The following is a 19612-nucleotide window of genomic DNA, read 5'->3' as shown; positions in this document are numbered from 1 at the left end:
TGCCAGTCTCTTACGCGCGCTCGACCTTACAGGCGCATTTCTTGAAGTCGGTTTCCTTCGACAGCGGGCAGGTCGCGTCCAGAACCAGCTTGTTGGTCAGCTGGTGTTCGTCAAAGAACGGCATGAAGACCAAGCCACGCGGGGCCTTGTTGCGTCCGCGCGTCTCGACGCGGCTGGTTACTTCGCCGCGACGGGTCGAGATCACGATCTCTTGCCCGCGCCGCAGGCCACGGTCCCGTGCGTCCTCGGGGTGCATGAACACAACAGCCGAAGGGAAGGCCCGGTGCAGTTCAGGCACCCGGCGGGTCATCGAACCGGTGTGCCAATGTTCCAGCACACGTCCGGTACACAGCCACAGGTCGTATTCTGCATCCGGTTCTTCTGCGGCGGGTTCATAGGGGGCAAAGATGATGTTCGCCTTGCCGTCCTTCTTGCCATAGAACTTCACGCCCGCGCCTTCGGGCACGTAAGGGTCATAGCCTTCGCGGAAACGATAGAGTGTTTCCTTACCGTCCACGACCGGCCAGCGCAGACCACGGGCCTGGTGGTAGGTCTCGAACGGGGCCAGATCGTGCGCGTGGCCACGACCGAACTCGGCATATTCCTCGAACAGACCTTTCTGGACGTAGTAGCCAAAGTGCTCGGATTCGTCATTGTCGAACCCTTCGGCGGTTTCCGACAGCGGGTATTGGTCGACCACGCCATTGGCAAACAACACGTCATACATGGTCTTGCCGCGATGTTCAGGCATGGTGGCCAGCAATTCCTCGCCCCAGACCTCTTCGACGGTGAAGCGTTTCGAGAATTCCATGACCTGCCAGACATCCGACTTGGCCTCGCCCGGTGCCTTGACCTGTTGGCGCCAGAACTGGGTGCGGCGTTCCGCGTTGCCATAGGCGCCTTCCTTCTCGACCCACATGGCGGTGGGCAGTATCAGGTCAGCAGAGACGGCGGTGACGGTCGGGTAGGGGTCCGACACGGTGATGAAGTTTTCCGGATTGCGATAGCCGGGATAGCCTTCCTCGTTGATGTTGGGCGCGGCCTGCATGTTGTTGGTGCATTGCACCCAATAGGCGTTCAGGTCGCCATCTTTCAGCTTGCGGTGTTGCAACACTGCGTGGAAACCGGGTTTCGCCGGGATGGTGCCTGCGGGCACGTTCCACGCGGTCTCGCAAATCTCGCGGTGCTTGTCGTTCATGACCACCATGTCGGCGGGCAGACGGTGGGCAAAGGTGCCGACCTCACGCGCCGTACCGCAGGCCGAAGGCTGACCGGTCAGCGAGAACGGCGAGTTGCCGGGCTCAGAGATCTTACCCACCAGCAGGTGGACGTTATACATCAACGAGTTCACCCACGACCCGCGTGTGTGCTGGTTGAAGCCCATGGTCCACAGGCTCATGACCTTGCGGTTGGGGTCGGCGTATTGCTTGGCCAGACGCTCCAGCTTGTCGGCAGGAACGCCGGACAGTTCGGACGTGTACTCAAGCGTGTATTTGGAAACCGCTTCGGCATATTCCTCGAAGCTGATCGGTTCCATTTTGCCGACATTGGGGTTTTCGGCGGCTTCCTGCAGCGGGTGATTGTCGCGCAGGCCGTACCCGATATCGGTGGCCGTTTTGGTGATGTTGACGTGGTTCTTGACGAACTCTTCGTTCACGGCGCCGTTCTGGATGATGTAATTGGCGATATAGTTCAGGATCGCCAGATCGGTTTGCGGTTTGAAAACCATACCATTGTCGGCCAGCTCGAACGAACGATGCTCGTAAGTCGACAGTACATGCACTTCGGACCCTGGTTTGGTCAGGCGCGTATCGGTCAGGCGCGACCACAGGATCGGGTGCATTTCGGCCATGTTCGAGCCCCACAGAACGAACGTGTCTGCGTGTTCGAAATCGTCATAGCAGCCCATCGGCTCATCAATACCGAAGGTGCGGATAAAGCCCACCACAGCGGATGCCATGCAGTGCCGCGCGTTGGGGTCGATATTGTTCGACCGGAAACCCGCCTTCATCATCTTGGCAGCGGCATAGCCTTCCCAGACCGTCCACTGACCCGAGCCGAACATGCCCACGCTGGTCGGACCTTTCTTGGCCAGTGCCTCTTTCCATTTGGCGGCCATGACATCAAAGGCTTCGTCCCAGCTGACTGGTTCGAACTCGCCATTCTTGTCGTATTCGCCATTGGTCTTGCGCAGCAGCGGAGTGGTCAGGCGGTCTTTGCCATACATGATCTTGGACAGGAAATAGCCCTTGATACAATTCAGGCCGCGGTTCACCGGCGCGTCCGGGTCGCCCTGAGTGGCCACAACGCGGCCTTCCTTGGTGCCGACCAGAACGGAACAGCCCGTTCCGCAGAACCGGCACGCGGCCTTGTCCCAGCGGATATCCGGCGTCGCCGCCTGAGCGTCGGCCGCGCCTGTGGCCAGCGGAATACCGGCGGCCGAGGCCGTGGCTGTGGCCGCAGTGGCCTTGAGGAATGTCCGGCGTGATTCAGAATGTGTCATAGCGTGAGCCTCCGGCTGGTGGTTTGGCTTGGGGCATCGGGACGCGGGCGGGTCTCTGCGAGGTCCTCGAAATGGTGATAGGTCAACGTCAGAGACACGACCCCCGGGATCTGGTGCAGATCCATGATGGTCTCGGACGCAAGGCGTTCAGGGGTATCTTCGACAACGACGACGAAACGGCCGTCTTCGGTCTGGGCGTGGAGTTCGACGCCCGGAGTTGCGGCCATGGATTGCGCCGCATTGGCGGCATAGTCCGGCGCGACATGGGCAAGGCAACCGCAGATGTTCATTGTATCGCTTCCATTTGAGGTTGAGGGTTGTGCTTCAGTGTAAGTGCGTCAGCAGGACAAAGCGCCTCGCACAATCCGCATCCATTGCACGCGTCAACATTCAAAGCGGGTTCCGCGCGCCCTTGGGTTTGGAGCGAAAATCGGATTGCATTCTGCTCGCAATTATCCTGACAGATGCGACAGCTGACGCCGTTCATGGATAGGCATGCTTGCTTTTCAAGCGACGCGCGCCATGGCCACAGGGCCAATCGGCCGATATCAAGCGCCGGTGTTGGGCAGGCTTCAGCGCACGCGCCGCAAAACGTGCAGGGATTTTCGGTTGGAGTGAACGCGGGAAATCCATCTGCCGCGATTGAAAGAACGCCTTCGGGGCAAGCCTCGACGCAGTCTTGGCATTTTGTGCAATCATCATAAAAGACACGGCCGTCCGATCCCGGAGGCCGGGCTGTTTTGCCGTCCTCTTCGTGAAATCGGGCGCGCAGGAACGCGCGACGGGTCGTCACTGGGTCCATTTTTGACCTGGCTCTCGTCGTTTCTTTTGTTTACTAATTTCCGATTAGCTTTTTTGAAACGAGCCGGTTTTGATTTAGATCATTTTTTGGGCACTATTAAGGTTGATCTAGGATATATTTTTAAATGAATGTCGGAATTTGATTGGTGATCACAGTTTTCAGCCCAAGAATGCGTAAACAGGTTCCGTGTAATCTACCGCTTCGCGTTTGCAGTTCTCAGCAACAAAATGAACACGAAAACGGACCCTAACGAGGTGGTCACTATGCCGACCGGCAGTTCTTGCGGGGCCAGCAGCAGCCTGCTGAGGATATCGGACCCGGTCAGCAAAACAGCGCCGACCACTGCGGCCGCAGGGATTAAGTGGGTGTGCAGTGGTCCGGCAATTCCGCGCGCGATATGCGGAACCATCAGCCCGACGAACCCGATCACCCCGGCGACTGAGACAAATACAGCCGTAGCCAAAGCGGCAACGAAGAACATTTTGAAACGCAGCGACTGAACCGGGACACCCAGTGTTGACGCCGTCATGTCACCGGTCAACAAGGCGTCCAGCCAACGGCTGCGATATAGTGAATAGGCCAGAATCAGGACCAAACCGGCGCAGACGAGCGGAAAGGTTTCCCAGCGCGCCAGACCCAATCCGCCCAGCATCCAGAAGATGACAGAATGCGCAGCACGGTTGTCACCTGCGAAAATCAGGTAATTAGTCAACGCCGAGAACAGAAACGACACGGCAAGCCCAGCCAGGATGAGCTTTTCCGGTGCACTGGTTCGCAGCCCGTGGACCAGAGCCAGCACAATGCCCGAGGCCACGAGACCCCCACAAAATGCTGCTATCGGCAAAGTCCAGAACCCCAGTATGTCACCAGTCACCGTAATGACGAACACTGCCCCCGCCGCCGCACCGGAGGACAGGCCGAACAGGAACGGGTCGGCCAGATCGTTTCGGGTAGTCGTTTGCAGCACAACTCCAACAATTCCAAGGCCAGCGCCGATCACGGCGGCAAAAAGCGCGCGGGGCAGGCGCAGGTCGAAGACGATACGGTGAAGGGGTGACATGTCTCCCTCGATCACACCAGCGCCGAGCAGAATAGCTGAGACCGTATCGGACAGAGGAATGGATGTGGTTCCGTAGATTGTCGAAACCAGAAGAAGGGCGGCCAGAATGGCCACCCCCATCAAAAGTGTCAGCCCCAGACGGCCCAAATCAGTTCAGGCCCGTGCGCATGGCCGCTGCCAATTTTGCGATGGCCTGAATGTTTGCCGGCCCAGGTGTCAATTCTTCGTACCGCAAACCGATCCAGCGCTCGTTTTTGACCGCGTCGGTTTGTGACATCACAGGATGTTCTTGCAGAAACTTGAACGTATCCGCTGCTCCGTTTCCGGTTTGATAATCCAACAGCACTAGAAATTCAGGGTTCGCGGCTGCCACGGTTTCCCACGACGTGCGACCCCAGCTTGTGTCCATATCACGGGTAACGTTGAGACCACCCGCCGCTGCTATCATTGCGTTGGGGATTGCGTATTTCCCGGCAGTGAACGGAGCGTCCGCCGGGCCATCCAACAGAAACACTCGAGGTTTCGGTAAGTCTGCGGTTTGTGCCTCGATTGCGGTCAGTTCATCCTTCCAACCAGATACAAGCGCTTCGGCCTTGTCTTCGACATGCATGACTTTGCCCAGTCGCAGAATGTCGTCAAACAAAAGGTCCATGCTGGCCTCGGGGCGGTCTTTATGCAGATGAACGCAGCTTTCAGTCAGGATCATGGTTTTGATCCCGAACGGGGCAAGTGTTTCTGGCGTTACATCTCCACCGGGACGCATTCCATAGTACCATCCAGCGAAAAACAGATCGGGTTCTACCGCTACAATGTTTTCCACCGAGGGATATTTCGGGGCCAGTTCGGGGATATCTCCACGTAGCGTGTCGAATTCAGGACTGGTTTTGTACCAGCCGGTGATGCCCGTGAGACCGACGATTTTGTCTTGCAGACCCAGCGCAAAGGCCATGTCTGTCATGTTCATGTCATGTACGACCAACCGTTCGGGCTGGGTTTCAAACACCAGCGGTTCACCACAATTGTCTACGGTCACTTCATGCGCGGCAACACCGCTCGCCATGGCTATAACCAGAGCCACGGACAAGATATGTTTCATTTTGGAAATCTCCTGGAGGGTTGGGAAACAGTGGTTTTTCGTATGTCCAGCGCGGGGATCATCCGACCGTCGTGCTGAAAGAATAAGTAGTCGACGCCGAACGTGTCGCGCACATGTTGAGTCGTCAGGACCTCGGAAACAGGGCCAAACCCGGTCAGCCGGGTAGATTTCATCAACGCGACATGGGTGGCGAATTCGGGGATCATGACAATGTCATGGACAATCATTATGACGGTTATCCCCAGTCCAGCGACCAGCGATAACATCCGCCCTTTGGCGTCGGGATCCAAATGGTTCGTCGGTTCGTCCAAAAACAGAAGAGTAGGGTTCTGCGCCAGCGCACGCGCGATATGGGCGCGCTGACGTTCGCCACCCGACAACACTGCCATGCGCTTGTCGGCAAGCTCCAAAAGGCCGGTCAGGTCCAGAATTCGCGTCAAGTCGTTTGCGTGATCTTCAGAGGAGCGGTCCGAGCGAATTGGAATTTGCCCAAGTGCCACATAGTCACGCAGATGCAACCGCCCATCGGGATATTCTTGCTGACTGACGACGGCAATTTTTCGGGCGCGCTCCGTCGCTGACAATGTCTTCAAGCTCTGCTCTTGCACCAGAACGTCGCCTTCGGACAGAGCTTCAGCGCCACATAGTAAGTTCAGCAGAGTGGTTTTGCCAGCGCCATTCGGACCGGCAATGGCCAGAACCGACCCCTCTTCCAGATCGAACGAGATGTCCTGCAACAGAACTTCACCGTGAAAAGAATAGTAGGCTACACCACGCGCCTGCAGGAAGGGTCTGGTCATCATCGAGCTCCTCCAACAGCCAACGCCGGCATGCGCGCCAATGTCTTGGTTATCAGAGGTGCAGGCCTGTCTGTGGCCTTTGTCCAACCAGTCGCGCTGCCCAGGTATTGCGCGGCGAATTGGGCAAGAGCATTCAGCTCCTGCTCGGTGCCGATATCACCAAACAGGTATTGGGCTTTTCCCGGGGCCTGAAATCCGACGGTGACCGGGTGATCGCATCCAGCCATACAATCTACTGTACGCACTGCGAAACCCGCAGGCAATTCAGGGCACAAGGCATCCGCAATGTGCTGCGCTGCCTCCAGACCCTGACAGGTCGCGCAGATCAGAACAAAATGATCAGTGGGCCCGGTCATCAAGCGCCTGTTGCACGGCCGCTGAGGCCGTACTGAAACGCGGTCGCGCATAAAGGCGTACGAGGTACCATCAAGCCTCCTTCCAGGACGCCCCGCCCCGGGTTGGTTTCGGTTGCGATGGCAGGTCTCCTGACTTGCGGGTCGAGGCTTGGCCACCCTTCCCGACATTATTCATGTCAGTGGGATATTGGCTTCGCTCACCGCCTACAGTTGCGGGGGCAGTTACGGACTTGGCACTTAAACCTCACCGTATTCCCTTTTCACCGCTGGAGCATGCCCCAGGGAACCATCAAATGCGTCACTGCCCGAGATCAGATCGCCGGTCAACACAAATCACCGGAGGTTGCGCAGGAATATAGTTTTGAAAATATGTTTCCCTTCAGGAAAATTGCAGGCGATAACGGCGAAGCGAAAGGCGTTAAGGATAGGTTGGTGAAAGCATCAAACGATAGGTCCAAACTTCAGTTTTCTCAGGATCCCCACAAGGTCAGGGACCCCGGTGAAAAGAACCTCGAAACGGCGATCGGTCGGGAAATCCGCGCGTTGAGGTTACAGCAGGGCGTAACAATTGCGGAATTGTCGGGGCTGACCGGATTGTCCATCAGTATGCTGTCAAAAATCGAAAACGGATACACATCGCCTTCATTGACGACGCTGCAATCTCTGGCCAATGCCCTAAGCACACCGATCACTGCCTTTTTCCGCAGATATGAAGAAACCCGAAACGCAACCCACACCAAAGCGGGAAAGGGCGTTGAAACAGAAAGAGCCGGGACACGCGCAGGCCATCAATACAGCCTTTTGGGTCATATGGGGTCTAATGCCAGCGGTGTTGTGGTCGAACCCTATCTGATCACGCTGACGGAAGAGTCCGACACTTTCCCCACGTTCCAGCATGACGGGATTGAAATGCTCTACATGCTTGAAGGCGAAGTCGACTACAGACACGGCGATCAAATTTATCTGCTCGAGCCGGGGGATACGTTGTTCTTTGATGCGGACGCACCGCACGGACCCGAAGTGCTGCGCAAACTGCCAGCTCGCTACCTGTCGATCATCTCATATCCACAAAAACGTTAGTCACGATTCGGCGATTGATAAACCGCTGCTGAGGTTTTGCGGGGTGCCCTCTGTGATTTTTGAATGCGGGGGAAATAGATAGCCCAAAATATTCCTGATATGAATATTAATTTCCCATTGTTGATAACCTGAAGTTCGGGTGTTAGCGTCTGCCCAACTCAACACAGGAGAAGCTGACACATGTGTGGAATTGTCGGCCTTTTTTTGAAGGACAAAACGCTCGAGCCTCAATTGGGCGCGATGCTGACAGAAATGCTGATCACAATGACGGATCGCGGCCCGGACAGCGCCGGGATCGCGATTTATGGACCTGTCGGAGATCAGGCAAAGCTCACCGTGCAATCCGACAATCCGGACGCGGATTTTCTGACTCTGGCCGAAGATTTGGCCGACGTCTTGACCAGCCCCGTCAGCTTGGGTCGCAATGACACTCATGCGGTTCTGAGCATGGCCAACGACAAAGTCAGCGCTGCGCGGCAGGCGCTGAGGGAATTGCGCCCTGGCCTGCGGATCATGTCCGACGGCGATGCGATCGAAATTTACAAAGAAGTTGGATTGCCTCGGGAGGTGGCGGAGCGGTTCCAATTGACCTCGATGTCCGGCAGCCACGGGATTGGCCATACACGCATGGCCACTGAATCCGCCGTCACCACAGAAGGGGCGCACCCGTTCAACACCGGCGCAGATCAATGTCTGGTGCATAACGGGTCGCTGTCCAACCACAATGCGCTACGCCGCAAACTGATGCGTGAAGGCGTGCGGATCGAATCCATGAACGATACCGAGGTCGGCGCGGCCTACCTGACATGGAAAATGCAAAACGGGGCCACTCTGGGTGAGGCGCTGGAAAGTAGCCTTGAGGATCTCGACGGGTTCTTTACCTTTGTGGTCGGCACCAAGGATGGGTTCGGCGTGGTTCGCGACCCCATCGCCTGCAAACCGGCGGTAATGGCCGAAACCGATCAATATGTGGCCTTTGGCAGCGAGTACCGCGCCTTGGTCAACCTGCCGGGAATCGAGGATGCCCGCGTCTGGGAACCCGAACCCGCAACCGTCTATTTCTGGAGCCACTAAAATGCAGAGCTATGATGTTGCCGAACAGGGCCTGCGCGGACTGAACGCCGCCCTTCAGGCCCAAAGCACCGAGACGAACCAGACCCAGTGGCAGGTTCAGAACCCCAAGGGCAGCCATGCCATCGCCGTCGGTCTGGATGCCCCGATTGAGGTCACGGTCAAAGGTTCGACCGGGTACTACTGTGCGGGGATGAACCAGCAGGCGACCGTTCGGGTCGAAGGCTCGGTCGGGCCGGGCGTGGCCGAGAACATGATGTCGGGCACAGTGATCGTCGAGGGTGACGCCAGTCAGTACGCCGGGGCCACGGGCCATGGCGGGTTGCTGGTGATCAAGGGCAATGCCAGCTCGCGCTGCGGGATTTCCATGAAGGGGATCGACATCGTGGTGCATGGAAATATCGGCCACATGTCCGCCTTCATGGCGCAAGCGGGGACGCTGGTGGTCTGCGGCGATGCGGGCGACGCGCTGGGGGATTCCTTGTACGAGGCTCGGCTATTCGTGCGCGGCTCGGTCAAAAGCCTGGGTGCGGATTGTATCGAGAAAGAGATGCGCCCCGAGCATCTGACCCTACTGGCGGACCTGCTGGATCGCGCAGGCGCGGATGCCAAGCCGGAAGAGTTCAAACGCTATGGCTCGGCCCGTCAGCTGTATAATTTCGATGTCGACAACGCGGCAGAATACTGAGGAAGACTGTTATGGACGATCACACACCACGCACGATGCCGATTCAGTCTGCGACGTTTTCCAACCCGGTCAACGCGGAAATCCGGCGCGCGGCGGCAACGGGCATCTATGACATTCGCGGCGGCGGCGCGAAACGCAAGGTGCCGCATTTCGACGACCTGTTGTTTCTGGGGGCCTCGGTCAGCCGCTATCCGCTGGAAGGTTACCGCGAACGCTGCGACACCAGCGTTACGCTGGGCACGCGCTTTGCCAAGAACCCGATCCAGTTGGATATCCCGATCACCATCGCAGGGATGAGTTTCGGCGCGCTGTCTGGCCCCGCGAAAGAAGCGCTGGGGCGTGGCGCGTCCGCTGCGGGCACGTCGACCACCACTGGCGACGGCGGCATGACGCCCGAGGAACGCGGTCATTCCTCGAAACTGGTCTATCAGTATCTGCCTTCGCGCTATGGCATGAACCCCGACGATCTGCGCAAGGCTGATGCGATCGAGATCGTGGTGGGTCAGGGCGCAAAACCCGGCGGTGGTGGCATGCTGTTGGGTCAAAAGATCAGCGACCGCGTGGCCGAAATGCGCACCCTGCCCAAAGGGATCGACCAGCGCTCGGCCTGTCGGCACCCGGACTGGACCGGCCCGGATGACCTTGAGATAAAAATCTTAGAGCTGCGCGAAATCACCGGCTGGCAGGTGCCGATCTACGTCAAGGTCGGCGCGACGCGGCCCTATTATGACACGGCGCTGGCGGTGAAGGCGGGCGCGGATGTGGTGGTGATGGATGGGATGCAGGGCGGCACCGCGGCCACGCAGGATGTGTTCATCGAACATGTGGGCATCCCGACGCTGGCCTGTATCCGCCCCGCCGTGCAGGCGCTGCAAGATCTGGGCGTGCATCGCGAGGTGCAGCTGGTGATCTCGGGCGGTATTCGCAACGGCGCGGATGTGGCCAAGGCGATGGCGCTGGGTGCAGATGCGGTGGCCATCGGCACGGCGGCGTTGATCGCTTTGGGCGACAATGATCCGAAATGGGAGGCCGAGTATCAGAAGCTGGGCACCACCACCGGGGCCTATGACGACTGGCACGAGGGCCGCGATCCGGCGGGCATCACCACGCAAGACCCGGAACTGGCCGCGCGTCTTGACCCGGTCGAGGCCGGGCGGCGTCTGCGGAACTACCTCAAGGTCATGACGCTTGAGGCGCAGACCATCGCACGCGCCTGCGGTCACAACGATCTGCACAATCTGGAACCCGAAGACCTGTGCGCCCTGACGATGGAGGCCGCCGCGATGGCGCGCGTGCCTCTGGCGGGGACAGACTGGTATCCGGGCAAGCCGGGGTTCTGAGACAAGCGGGCGCGACCCTGACCGGGGTCGCGCCTTTTCTTTTGGATTCAACAGGGAAAGGAAAGCCGACCATGACGACAGATCTGGCTGCTTTCGCCAAGGAAAAAGGCGTCAAATACTTCATGATCTCGTTCACCGATCTGTTCGGTGGACAACGGGCCAAACTGGTCCCCGCGCAGGCCATCGCCGAGATGCAGATCGAAGGCGCAGGCTTTGCCGGGTTCGCCACTTATCTGGACATGACCCCGGCGCACCCAGACATGTTGGCGGTACCCGATCCGTCCTCGGTCATTCAACTGCCTTGGAAGCCCGAGGTTGCGTGGGTCGCCGCCGATTGCGTGATGGAAGGTGAAGACGTGGCCCAAGCCCCGCGCAACGTGCTGCGCCGCCTGATCGACGAAGCCGCCGCCGAAGGGCTGCATGTCAAAACCGGGGTCGAGGCCGAGTTTTTTCTGCTGACCCCGGATGGTGAGCAGATCAGCGATCCGTTCGATACCGCCGCCAAGCCCTGCTATGACCAGCAGGCGGTGATGCGCCGCTATGACGTGGTGCGCGAGATCTGCGACTATATGTTGGATCTGGGCTGGGGACCCTATCAGAACGACCACGAGGACGCCAATGGCCAGTTCGAGATGAACTGGGAATTCGACGATGTTCTGCGCACCGCCGACAAGCATTCCTTCTTTAAGTTCATGACCAAATCCGTGGCCGAGAAACACGGCTTTCGCGCCACCTTCATGCCCAAACCGGTCGAGGGGCTGACGGGCAATGGCTGTCACGCCCATATCTCGGTCTGGGATGCACCGGGGGCTGATGCCAAGACCAACGTATTCGCGGGCGAAGGCGACGGCCCGACCGGAGAAGTGGGCCTGAGCGAGAAGGGCAAACATTTCCTCGGCGGGATCATGAAACATGCAAGCGCGTTGGCTGCGATCACCAACCCCACGGTGAACAGCTACAAACGCATCAATGCCCCGCGCACCATGTCGGGCGCGACCTGGGCACCCAATACCGTCACGTGGACGGGCAACAACCGCACCCATATGGTGCGCGTGCCCGGTCCGGGCCGGTTCGAGCTGCGTTTGGCGGACGGTGCAGCAAACCCGTACCTGTTACAGGCGGTGATCATCGCGGCGGGGCTGTCCGGGCTGCGCTCCAAAGCCGATCCCGGCCCGCGTCATGATATCGACATGTATGCTGAGGGTCACACTGTAACCGACGCACCGAAACTGCCGCTGAACATGCTGGACGCGCTGCGCGCCTATGACAGTGACGCGGGGCTGAAGGCGGCAATGGGGCACGAATTTTCCAGCGCCTACCTGAAGATGAAGCATCAGGAATGGAATTCCTTCGTCAGCCATTTCTCACGCTGGGAGAAAGACCATACTTTAGACATCTGATTGGCAACACGCCGATATTCAGCACAACTCTTGTGCGGTTGTTACATTCTCTTGTTATGCGGCGCTGCGGCATGGGCGGTTTTGGACGCGATGCCGTAGCGTAAACTTTGTGGTATTGGGTGGAATCGCCTATGCTGCAGCGCAGAAAAAAACGAGAGGATCGGCACCATGTTCCGCCTGGATGGAACGAAAGCGCTGGTTATTGGCGTGGCCAATGATCAGTCGATTGCCTGGGGTTGTGCCCGCGCCCCGCATGCGCAGGGGGCCGAGGTCGCATTGACCTATCTCAATGACAAGGCCGAACCGCATGTGCGAGGCCTCGCGGATCAGGTCGGGGCAAAAATCGTTATGCCGCTGGATGTCCGAAAACCAGACCAGACGCAGGCGCTGTTTGATGAGATTCGCGCGCGGTGGGGTCGGCTGGATACACTGGTGCATTCGATCGCGTTTGCTCCGCGTGATGATTTGCATGGTCGCGTTGTGGACAGCTCGGCCGAGGGGTTTGCATTGGCCATGGATATCTCGGTCCATTCTTTTTTGCGTATGATCCGTCTGTCAGAGCCATTGATGGATCATGGCGGCACCTGCATGACGGTCTCGTTTCTGGGTGCCAGCCGGGTCGTCGAGAATTACAATATCATGGGCCCGGTCAAAGCGGCGCTTGAAGCTGCTGTTCGATATGCTGCTGCAGAGCTGGGGCCAAAGGGTATCTCGGTTCACGCCTTGTCGCCAGGCCCGTTACAAACACGGGCTGCCTCTGGGCTGGCTGAATTCGATGCCCTGCTGTCAGATGCCGCCGCCCGAGCACCCACGCACCATTTGGCGACGATCGAGGATGTCGGTGCCTATGCCGCTTTTCTTGCCAGTCGCGAAGCATTCAACGTCACCGGTGGGGTCCATCCCATCGACGGCGGATACAGTATCGTCGGTTAAAGGATGTCTTCATGATACCGAATACACATTCCCAGTCTCTGCAGTTCGGGTCCGATATGGCCCGCGATGCAGCCGCCGCAAATGACAGAACCGTTAGTGCCGTTGAAAATGCGCTGGAACAATCGCAGGTCAAATGGAACTTGCTGTCAAAGTCAGCTGCGTTGCAATCCAGCAAAATCGCGACGGATCACTCCGAGCGTACGCGAAACCTGTTTCAGGGCTTTGCAGACGCGTCTGCCCGAATTGCTGGCTCATCGTTCATTGCGAAGGATTGGGCGGATTACCTGAAGGACGCAAGCCAGCGGGTCGCTTTGACAATGGATGTGCTGCGTGAGCGCGGCGATATTTTCCTTGAACACGAAGCTGCTGGGTGTCCACCCGTATTGGTTTACGATTACGAAGTTGTGGTGGATGGTGCGCAGCTCAAGCGGCCTTGCAACTATCAGCTGTTGCAGATCGTGCCGCCTGAAGGTGTCAAAATCGACAACACCAAACGCCCGTATGTGATCATTGATCCAAGGGCGGGCCACGGTGGTGGAATAGGCGGATTTAAAACCGACAGTCAGGTCGGGGTAGCGCTGTCCAAGGGGCACCCGGTTTATTTTGTCAGCTTTGGTCGTGACCCGGTGCCGGGCCAGACCCTCGCTGATGTCATGCATGCCGAGGCTGGATTTGTCAGAACGGTAAGCGCCCGCCATCCCAACAGTCCTCAACCTGTTGTCACGGGTAACTGTCAGGGCGGTTGGGCCACGTTGATCATGGCAGCGTGCAACCCCGACTTGACGGGCCCGCTTGTGCTGAACGGAGCGCCGATTGCCCCTTGGTCAGGCGAAGTCGGGGAAAACCCGATGCGGTACAATGCCGGAGTTCTGGGCGGCACATGGCAGCCGATGTTCTGGTCCGATCTGGGTGCCGGCAAGTTTGACGGTGCCAATCTGGTGATGAATTTCGAACAGCTGAACCCCAGCCGGAATTACTTTGGAAAGTACTTTGATCTTTATCGTGATCCCGAAGGCGGCCGCCAGCGGTTTCTGGACTTTGAACGCTGGTGGGGTGGTTACTTCATTTTGAACGAAGCCGAAATCCACTGGATCGTCGAGCAGCTGTTTGTGGGCAATCGTTTGGTCAAGAACACGGCGCAGCTGGAGCCTGGTGTGCCAATCGACATCAAGGCAGTGAAGGGCCCGATTTTTGTTTTCGCCAGCCAGGGTGACAATATCACACCGCCTCAACAGGCGCTGAACTGGATTGCCGCAACCTATACCGACGAAGAAGAAATCCGCCTGCGCGGTCAGCGGATCATTTACATGTTGCACGACGAAGTCGGGCATCTGGGTATTTTCGTATCGTCCAAGGTCGCCCGGAAAGAGCATACCGAGCTTGCCTCGACCCTCGAAACGGTCGAAGCCATGGCACCGGGGCTTTATGAGATGAAAATCGAAAACGTCGAGGGCGAGGGGCTCGACAAGAAATTCGAAGTCCGCTTTTTGGAGCGGACACTGAAAGATGTGGCAGCGCTGGATGACGGCCAGCAGGATGAGACCTGTTTTGCTGCTGTGGCGCATATGTCGGAAACTCAGGCAAATATCTACGAAACCTTTGGCCGCCCCTTCGTGCAATCTGCTGTAACGCCAACCACGGGTCAGGCTTTGCAAGATCTTCATCCTTTGCGGCAGCAACGTGCGTTGGCGTCCTCTGCTCAGCCTGCGATGTTGCCCGTGAAAATGACCGCTGACTTGGCCAAGGAAAATCGCTTGGTTGCTGCGCAGGACAATCCCTTTTTGCAATTGGAGAAACTGACAGGGGACTGGATCGAGCAGATTATGGACCTGGGCCGGGACCTGCGCGATGCCTGGTACGAAGCCGCGTTCTTTTCTATGTGGGGCGGCCCGGTGGCGACCTGGTTTGGGCGAAAAAATGCGGCCCATCGAACCTTGCCAGACCCGGAAGGACTGAAGGCCCTTCCCGAAGTGCAGGCCGCATTGGCCCATATGAAACAAGGGGGCGTCGCCGAAGCTGTCGTCCGCATGTTGATCCTGCTGGCCTACAGCAATCAAAGTTTTCGCTCGGAAATATTGGATCGTTGGGCTCATGTGTTTAAACATGAGGATCCGTTCAAAGACCTGACAGTTGAACAGCGTCGCCGCCTTTTGCACGAACAGACGATCATAACGACGTTTGATGAACAAGGCGCCCTGAGCAGTTTGTCTGATCTATTGCCCGCCGAGGACGAGCGCAGCAAAGCTGTTGATCTGATCGAGAGGATTGTTGGAGATATTCCGCAACCTACGACCGAGCTGGTAGCTATGGTTCGAGACTTGCGACAAGTGCTTGACCTGCCTGCGCCAGAGCCTAAGACAGCGGAACTTCGGACATCAAAGACTCGCAGACCTGCAAAGCGGCCTGCTGAAATCAAGCAGAGTTGATACAGAATGAAAATCCTCGAAAATCGAACGTTTTCGCAACTGGAAGTTGGCGATGAGGCGCAATTGACCCGACTGTGTACAGTCGACGACCTGTACGCGTTTGCCTCGGCATCAGGTGATCATAATCCGTTGCATCTGGCGGCTTATGATGGCGATGGCGACGGTCGGCCCGAAGCGGTCGCACCTGCGTTGTGGCCTGCGGGCCTGGTGGCGGCGGTGTTGGGAAATATTCTGCCGGGCGCAGGGACGCAGACCCGACGTGCAGATTTAGCCTTTCATGTTCCGGTCTTGGCAGGGGATGAGCTGACGGCCTTTGTTACTGTCGCGGAAAAGCTGGAAGACGGCGATCTGATCTGCACAACCGAAGTGCACCGCGTTGGCGACAATATTCTGGTCCTCAGCGGAAGTGTTCAGGTAACACCACCCGCCCAACACATGGAGTTCGACTCGGTCGAAGTTCCGGGTCTTGTTGTTCAGCGCCATCGCCATTTCGACGCGCTATTGGAAAAGGCGCGTCCGCTTGATCCGATGCCAACAGCGGTTGTCGCCCCCGAGGATGCCAATTCGCTTGGCGGTGCCTTGCTGGGCTACGCTAACGACATCATCACGCCTATACTTGTAGGGAACCGAGGCAAGGTCGAAGCCGCTGCAGCCGAACTGGGTGCCGATTTGACAGGTATCGAGATCGTCGAAGCCGCCAGCCATGGGGTAGCTGCGCATAAGGCAGTAGACCTGGTGGTCGAAGGAAAGGCGGAAACCTTGATGAAGGGGTATCTGCATACTGATGAGCTGTTGCACGCGGTTCTGCGTCGGGAAAAGGGGCTGCGGACCGGGCGGCGATTGTCGCATGTATTTGTGATGGACGTACCGGGCATGTCGCGGCCGATCATGGTAACGGATGCCGCAGTCAATATCGCGCCTGACCTCGAGACCAAGGCGGATATCGTCCAGAACGCAATTCATCTGGCGCACTCGATAGGGATCGAAACCCCGAAAGTTGGGGTGTTGTCGGCGGTCGAAACGATAAACCCTCATATGCCCTCATCAGTAGACGCAGCGCTGCTGTCCAAGATGGCCGAACGGGGTCAGATCACAGGTGGTCTGGTCGACGGCCCTCTGGCGATGGACAACGCGGTTGACCTGAACGCGGCACGGACCAAAGGTATCACGTCCGAGGTCGGCGGCGCTGCGGATATTCTGGTCGCTCCGAATATCGAGGCCGGAAATATGGTGGCGAAACAGCTTACTTTTATCTCTCATGCCGAGGCCGCTGGCATCGTTCTGGGGGCAGCAGCGCCCATTATTCTGACGTCCCGGTCAGACGACGATGCGTCGCGCCTGGCATCTTGTGCAGTGGCAGCGCTGCACGCCAATGCAACCAAAGGTAAAATCCATGGCTGATCATGTTCTGGCGTTGAACGCCGGCTCTTCTTCGCTCAAGTTTGCGCTGTATGAACTGGTGGATGACAATCGCCCCAGTATGCGGTGGCGTGGACAGATTGAACGCTTGGGCGATGCGCCGCGTCTGCTGGCGCAATCCGCTGGTGGACGGTCGATAGACCGGCCTTTGACCAATACCAAAAGCCATGACGAAGCAATCCACGCGTTTCTGGAACTGGCGCAGGAATATCTGCCTGACATTCAGGTCCGTGCGATCGGGCATCGCGTGGTGCATGGGGGCACCGTATATTCCGAGCCTGTTCGCATTGACGACGCTGTTATTGACACTCTCAGCAGCTTTATTCCCTTTGCGCCGCTGCACCAACCATACAGCCTTGCGGGCATTCGTGCCGCCAGCGCGGCTTTCCCCGACACGACGCAGGTCGCTTGTTTCGATACCGCGTTCCATCGTACGCACCCGTGGGTCAATGACACTTTCGCGCTGCCGCAAAGTTATTATGACAAAGGTGTGCGTCGGTACGGCTTTCACGGACTTAGCTATGACTACATTTCACAAAAGCTGAAAGAGATCGCACCGGGTCTTTACGATGGCCGGGTGGTTATCGCTCATTTGGGGAACGGTGCTTCGATGTGCGCGGTCTCCGGAGGGCGTGCCATTGCATCGACTATGGGGTTCTCGGCGTTGGATGGTTTGCCTATGGGCACACGCAGCGGGCAACTGGATCCCGGTGTTGTGCTTTATATGATGCAGCAAGATGGCATGTCTGCGGATGAAATCGCCGAAGTCCTATATCGCAAGTCAGGACTTTTGGGTCTTTCAGGTATTTCTTCGGACATGCGGACTCTGTTGGCCGCCGATACGCCAGATGCGCGCAAAGCCATCGACTATTACGTGTTCCGCATCCGTCGGGAGTTGGGCGCGTTGTCGGCCGCGCTGGAGGGGATTGATGCACTGGTCTTTACCGGTGGTGTTGGCGAAAACTCAGCCCCAATTCGGCAAATGGTTTGTGATGGGATGCGGTGGATCGGAATTGAGATGGACCACGCACGCAATGCAGATGGCGGTACAGTTCTGTCGACCGATTTCAGCCGAGTCCGAATTCTGTCGATCCCAACGAATGAAGAGATGGTGATCGCGCGGGCCGCTGCAGCGATGATGTAATCAATCTGCTTTCGTCTTGCGGTTCCGCGCATACTTGAGCGCGGAACCCAAAAGCGCACTGACGATTTCTGGCGTCAGTGCGCCCATTGGATCGCGCCGGACGCCCGAGACTACGTTTCGCGCTTCGGTCAGGTTCTCTTTTATTTCAACCTCGATGTCCTGCAGGGCCATATCGCGCAGCTCGACGGCTGCGGTTGTATCCGTCGACGCAGTCATCGAGTTCGCGATCAATGCCAGCAAGACGGCAAGTACCAGATTAAGCCCGGCCAGAACAAGAGCAGCCACAGGTTTGGTCAGCGTCGCCGAAAGCCAGAAGAAGCCGGCTATGTTCAGCATCACTACCGCCAGACCGATGGCAAATCCTGCCGCGGCGTAGATGCCGGTTCGTTTCGCTGCGACAGCAACCTGCCGTTGCGCAATCAGGCGTTCGGCGCGCAGGATGATCGAAATATTTCGGGAAATGCGGCTCATGCGTGGTCTCCTACCGGGAACGGCCCATCAGGTAGCCAACCGCGAAGATTCCGATGGCAAACATAATCGACTTCTTGTGAGGAATATCCTCAAATTCCGTCAGTACCTCGTCAATCTGCGAGGTCCATTGATCCAGTGTGTCCGAAATCTGTTCGGTTACGCTTTCGGTTTCGGCAGGGTTTTCAGTCTGGGACCTTTCGGCCAGTTGTCGACGGAGCTCCGCAACTTCTGCTTCCAACTCGGCTTTTGTTACCATCCTCGGGCCCTTTCACCGCTGACATATTATCACAGCTTTGCAGTGCGCTTAAGAATGATACCGGGTTTTTCCGTTTAGTAAAACGGACTTATGTGGCTAGTAGTCCGATACCAGCAAGAAGTCAGGCGCAACATCTTCTTCGATCGTTGCAAAACGCGGGATAGGGTCTTCGAATACATTGTCCGTGCGGTCGTCGTTAACTGTGGAGACCTCGCCTATCAAGCAGTCGCCCTTTTCCGCCCAGAAGGCGTGCCATATCCCGGGCATTAGCGTAACGCTTTCTCCCGGTTGCAGGCGCAATAGCTCTCCGGGTTTGATGGTTACAGGACAACTGTCGCTGGGGACGACGACAGGGTTGTCACGGTCAATACCGCCATCCGGGTCCGACGCATAAATCTCCATCACAAGATCGCCGCCGCCGCGGTTGATGATGTCTTCGGCCTTGATGATGTGGCGATGCATCGGCGAAAGCTGTTTGTCGCGGGACACCAACAGCTTTTCGGCATAGAGCATCCCCCGGCCTTTATTCAGATCGGTCACGTCGCCGTTGCGCAAGGTGAAAAGGAATAATCCCAGCTCATCAAACCGGCCTTGCCCGTAATCGGTGATATCCCAGCCCAAACTACGGTCTCGAATCCCTTGCGCATCATCGCTGCGCATACGGTCAGGCGACCACGTGGCGAACGGAGGCAATACAGCGCCGAAAGAGTGAATAAATGCCTCTGCTTCGGATTTGATGGAATTAATTTCAGATCGTTTCATCTGTG

At 57.6% G+C, this 19612-nt stretch carries 19 protein-coding genes and 1 riboswitch; of the genes, 9 read left to right on the top strand and 10 right to left on the bottom strand.

Features of this window, described 5'->3' with window-relative positions; genetic code table 11:
• Nucleotides 1–10: 10 nt before the first annotated feature.
• From napA to J7380_RS13405, 7 genes are all read right to left on the bottom strand, one after another.
• Nucleotides 11–2503, bottom strand: coding sequence for a nitrate reductase catalytic subunit NapA (gene napA / locus J7380_RS13435; RefSeq protein WP_209196285.1), 2493 nt, complete (start codon nucleotides 2501–2503; stop codon nucleotides 11–13).
• The gene (locus J7380_RS13430; RefSeq protein WP_170355149.1) at nucleotides 2500–2793 is read right to left on the bottom strand and encodes a chaperone NapD; all 294 of its coding nucleotides are present in this window, start codon (nucleotides 2791–2793) and stop codon (nucleotides 2500–2502) included. Before J7380_RS13430 ends, napA begins: the two co-directional genes overlap by 4 nt.
• Nucleotides 2790–3305 carry a ferredoxin-type protein NapF gene (gene napF / locus J7380_RS13425; protein ID WP_209196284.1) on the bottom strand — a complete coding sequence of 172 codons (516 nt, stop codon included), beginning with the start codon at nucleotides 3303–3305 and terminating at the stop codon, nucleotides 2790–2792. Before napF ends, J7380_RS13430 begins: the two co-directional genes overlap by 4 nt.
• A gap of 193 nt (nucleotides 3306–3498) precedes the next feature.
• The gene (locus J7380_RS13420) at nucleotides 3499–4512 is read right to left on the bottom strand and encodes an iron ABC transporter permease (RefSeq protein ID WP_209196283.1); all 1014 of its coding nucleotides are present in this window, start codon (nucleotides 4510–4512) and stop codon (nucleotides 3499–3501) included.
• 1 nt (nucleotide 4513) lies between these two features.
• On the bottom strand, nucleotides 4514–5461 hold the full coding sequence (locus tag J7380_RS13415) for an ABC transporter substrate-binding protein (RefSeq protein ID WP_209196282.1): 948 nt from the start codon (nucleotides 5459–5461) through the stop codon (nucleotides 4514–4516).
• Complete coding sequence (locus tag J7380_RS13410; RefSeq protein WP_247742553.1) at nucleotides 5458–6261, bottom strand: ABC transporter ATP-binding protein; 804 nt, start codon at nucleotides 6259–6261, stop codon at nucleotides 5458–5460. Before J7380_RS13410 ends, J7380_RS13415 begins: the two co-directional genes overlap by 4 nt.
• The gene (locus J7380_RS13405) at nucleotides 6261–6617 is read right to left on the bottom strand and encodes a DUF1636 domain-containing protein (protein WP_209196280.1); all 357 of its coding nucleotides are present in this window, start codon (nucleotides 6615–6617) and stop codon (nucleotides 6261–6263) included. Before J7380_RS13405 ends, J7380_RS13410 begins: the two co-directional genes overlap by 1 nt.
• A gap of 101 nt (nucleotides 6618–6718) precedes the next feature.
• Nucleotides 6719–6923, bottom strand: a riboswitch (cobalamin riboswitch).
• Between the two features lie 126 nt (nucleotides 6924–7049).
• On the opposite strand from J7380_RS13405, the gene J7380_RS13400 reads away from it, so the two are divergent.
• The 9 genes from J7380_RS13400 (at nucleotide 7050) to J7380_RS13360 (ending at nucleotide 18118) form a co-directional block, all read left to right on the top strand.
• Complete coding sequence (locus J7380_RS13400) at nucleotides 7050–7697, top strand: XRE family transcriptional regulator (RefSeq protein ID WP_348539103.1); 648 nt, start codon at nucleotides 7050–7052, stop codon at nucleotides 7695–7697.
• Nucleotides 7698–7877: 180 nt separating this feature from the next.
• On the top strand, nucleotides 7878–8771 hold the full coding sequence (locus tag J7380_RS13395) for a glutamine amidotransferase family protein (RefSeq protein WP_209196279.1): 894 nt from the start codon (nucleotides 7878–7880) through the stop codon (nucleotides 8769–8771).
• Nucleotide 8772: 1 nt separating this feature from the next.
• Nucleotides 8773–9456: a GXGXG domain-containing protein gene (locus tag J7380_RS13390; protein WP_209196278.1), complete on the top strand. Its 684-nt coding sequence runs from the start codon at nucleotides 8773–8775 to the stop codon at nucleotides 9454–9456.
• An 11-nt stretch (nucleotides 9457–9467) separates the two neighbouring features.
• Nucleotides 9468–10796, top strand: a complete 1329-nt coding sequence (locus J7380_RS13385) for an FMN-binding glutamate synthase family protein (RefSeq protein ID WP_209196277.1) — start codon at nucleotides 9468–9470, stop codon at nucleotides 10794–10796.
• 71 nt (nucleotides 10797–10867) lie between these two features.
• Entirely contained in the window at nucleotides 10868–12196 is a 1329-nt protein-coding gene (gene glnT / locus J7380_RS13380) for a type III glutamate--ammonia ligase (RefSeq protein WP_209196276.1), read from the top strand.
• Nucleotides 12197–12364: 168 nt separating this feature from the next.
• Nucleotides 12365–13129 (top strand): enoyl-ACP reductase FabI, encoded by a 765-nt coding sequence (fabI, locus tag J7380_RS13375; RefSeq protein WP_209196275.1) that lies wholly within the window; start codon nucleotides 12365–12367, stop codon nucleotides 13127–13129.
• A gap of 11 nt (nucleotides 13130–13140) precedes the next feature.
• A complete protein-coding gene (locus J7380_RS13370; RefSeq protein ID WP_209196274.1) occupies nucleotides 13141–15555 on the top strand; it encodes a DUF3141 domain-containing protein in 2415 nt (804 codons plus the stop codon).
• A gap of 6 nt (nucleotides 15556–15561) precedes the next feature.
• Nucleotides 15562–16956 carry a bifunctional enoyl-CoA hydratase/phosphate acetyltransferase gene (locus J7380_RS13365; protein ID WP_209196273.1) on the top strand — a complete coding sequence of 465 codons (1395 nt, stop codon included), beginning with the start codon at nucleotides 15562–15564 and terminating at the stop codon, nucleotides 16954–16956.
• Nucleotides 16949–18118, top strand: a complete 1170-nt coding sequence (locus J7380_RS13360; protein ID WP_209196272.1) for an acetate/propionate family kinase — start codon at nucleotides 16949–16951, stop codon at nucleotides 18116–18118. Before J7380_RS13365 ends, J7380_RS13360 begins: the two co-directional genes overlap by 8 nt.
• Here J7380_RS13360 and J7380_RS13355 read toward each other — a convergent pair whose 3' ends face one another.
• The 3 genes from J7380_RS13355 to J7380_RS13345 all read right to left on the bottom strand — a co-directional run bounded on the left by J7380_RS13355 (nucleotide 18119) and on the right by J7380_RS13345 (nucleotide 19607).
• Entirely contained in the window at nucleotides 18119–18589 is a 471-nt protein-coding gene (locus J7380_RS13355) for a hypothetical protein (protein WP_209196271.1), read from the bottom strand.
• A 10-nt stretch (nucleotides 18590–18599) separates the two neighbouring features.
• A complete protein-coding gene (locus J7380_RS13350) occupies nucleotides 18600–18845 on the bottom strand; it encodes a hypothetical protein (RefSeq protein WP_209196270.1) in 246 nt (81 codons plus the stop codon).
• Nucleotides 18846–18941: 96 nt separating this feature from the next.
• Entirely contained in the window at nucleotides 18942–19607 is a 666-nt protein-coding gene (locus J7380_RS13345) for a D-lyxose/D-mannose family sugar isomerase (protein WP_209196269.1), read from the bottom strand.
• Between the last annotated feature and the right edge of the window lie 5 nt (nucleotides 19608–19612).

Source organism: Ruegeria sp. R8_1 (assembly GCF_017743815.1).
GTDB lineage: Bacteria > Pseudomonadota > Alphaproteobacteria > Rhodobacterales > Rhodobacteraceae > Ruegeria > Ruegeria lacuscaerulensis_A.
This window is presented reverse-complemented; position numbering and strand designations above follow the sequence as displayed.

Coding starts and splice junctions, on each gene's coding strand:
- napA (WP_209196285.1), bottom strand. CDS start 2,503: ATGACACATTCTGAATCACGCCGGACATTCCTCAAGGCCACTGCGGCC.
- J7380_RS13430 (WP_170355149.1), bottom strand. CDS start 2,793: ATGAACATCTGCGGTTGCCTTGCCCATGTCGCGCCGGACTATGCCGCC.
- napF (WP_209196284.1), bottom strand. CDS start 3,305: ATGGACCCAGTGACGACCCGTCGCGCGTTCCTGCGCGCCCGATTTCAC.
- J7380_RS13415 (WP_209196282.1), bottom strand. CDS start 5,461: ATGAAACATATCTTGTCCGTGGCTCTGGTTATAGCCATGGCGAGCGGT.
- J7380_RS13410 (WP_247742553.1), bottom strand. CDS start 6,261: ATGACCAGACCCTTCCTGCAGGCGCGTGGTGTAGCCTACTATTCTTTT.
- J7380_RS13405 (WP_209196280.1), bottom strand. CDS start 6,617: ATGACCGGGCCCACTGATCATTTTGTTCTGATCTGCGCGACCTGTCAG.
- J7380_RS13395 (WP_209196279.1), top strand. CDS start 7,878: ATGTGTGGAATTGTCGGCCTTTTTTTGAAGGACAAAACGCTCGAGCCT.
- J7380_RS13390 (WP_209196278.1), top strand. CDS start 8,773: ATGCAGAGCTATGATGTTGCCGAACAGGGCCTGCGCGGACTGAACGCC.
- J7380_RS13385 (WP_209196277.1), top strand. CDS start 9,468: ATGGACGATCACACACCACGCACGATGCCGATTCAGTCTGCGACGTTT.
- glnT (WP_209196276.1), top strand. CDS start 10,868: ATGACGACAGATCTGGCTGCTTTCGCCAAGGAAAAAGGCGTCAAATAC.
- fabI (WP_209196275.1), top strand. CDS start 12,365: ATGTTCCGCCTGGATGGAACGAAAGCGCTGGTTATTGGCGTGGCCAAT.
- J7380_RS13370 (WP_209196274.1), top strand. CDS start 13,141: ATGATACCGAATACACATTCCCAGTCTCTGCAGTTCGGGTCCGATATG.
- J7380_RS13365 (WP_209196273.1), top strand. CDS start 15,562: ATGAAAATCCTCGAAAATCGAACGTTTTCGCAACTGGAAGTTGGCGAT.
- J7380_RS13360 (WP_209196272.1), top strand. CDS start 16,949: ATGGCTGATCATGTTCTGGCGTTGAACGCCGGCTCTTCTTCGCTCAAG.
- J7380_RS13355 (WP_209196271.1), bottom strand. CDS start 18,589: ATGAGCCGCATTTCCCGAAATATTTCGATCATCCTGCGCGCCGAACGC.
- J7380_RS13350 (WP_209196270.1), bottom strand. CDS start 18,845: ATGGTAACAAAAGCCGAGTTGGAAGCAGAAGTTGCGGAGCTCCGTCGA.
- J7380_RS13345 (WP_209196269.1), bottom strand. CDS start 19,607: ATGAAACGATCTGAAATTAATTCCATCAAATCCGAAGCAGAGGCATTT.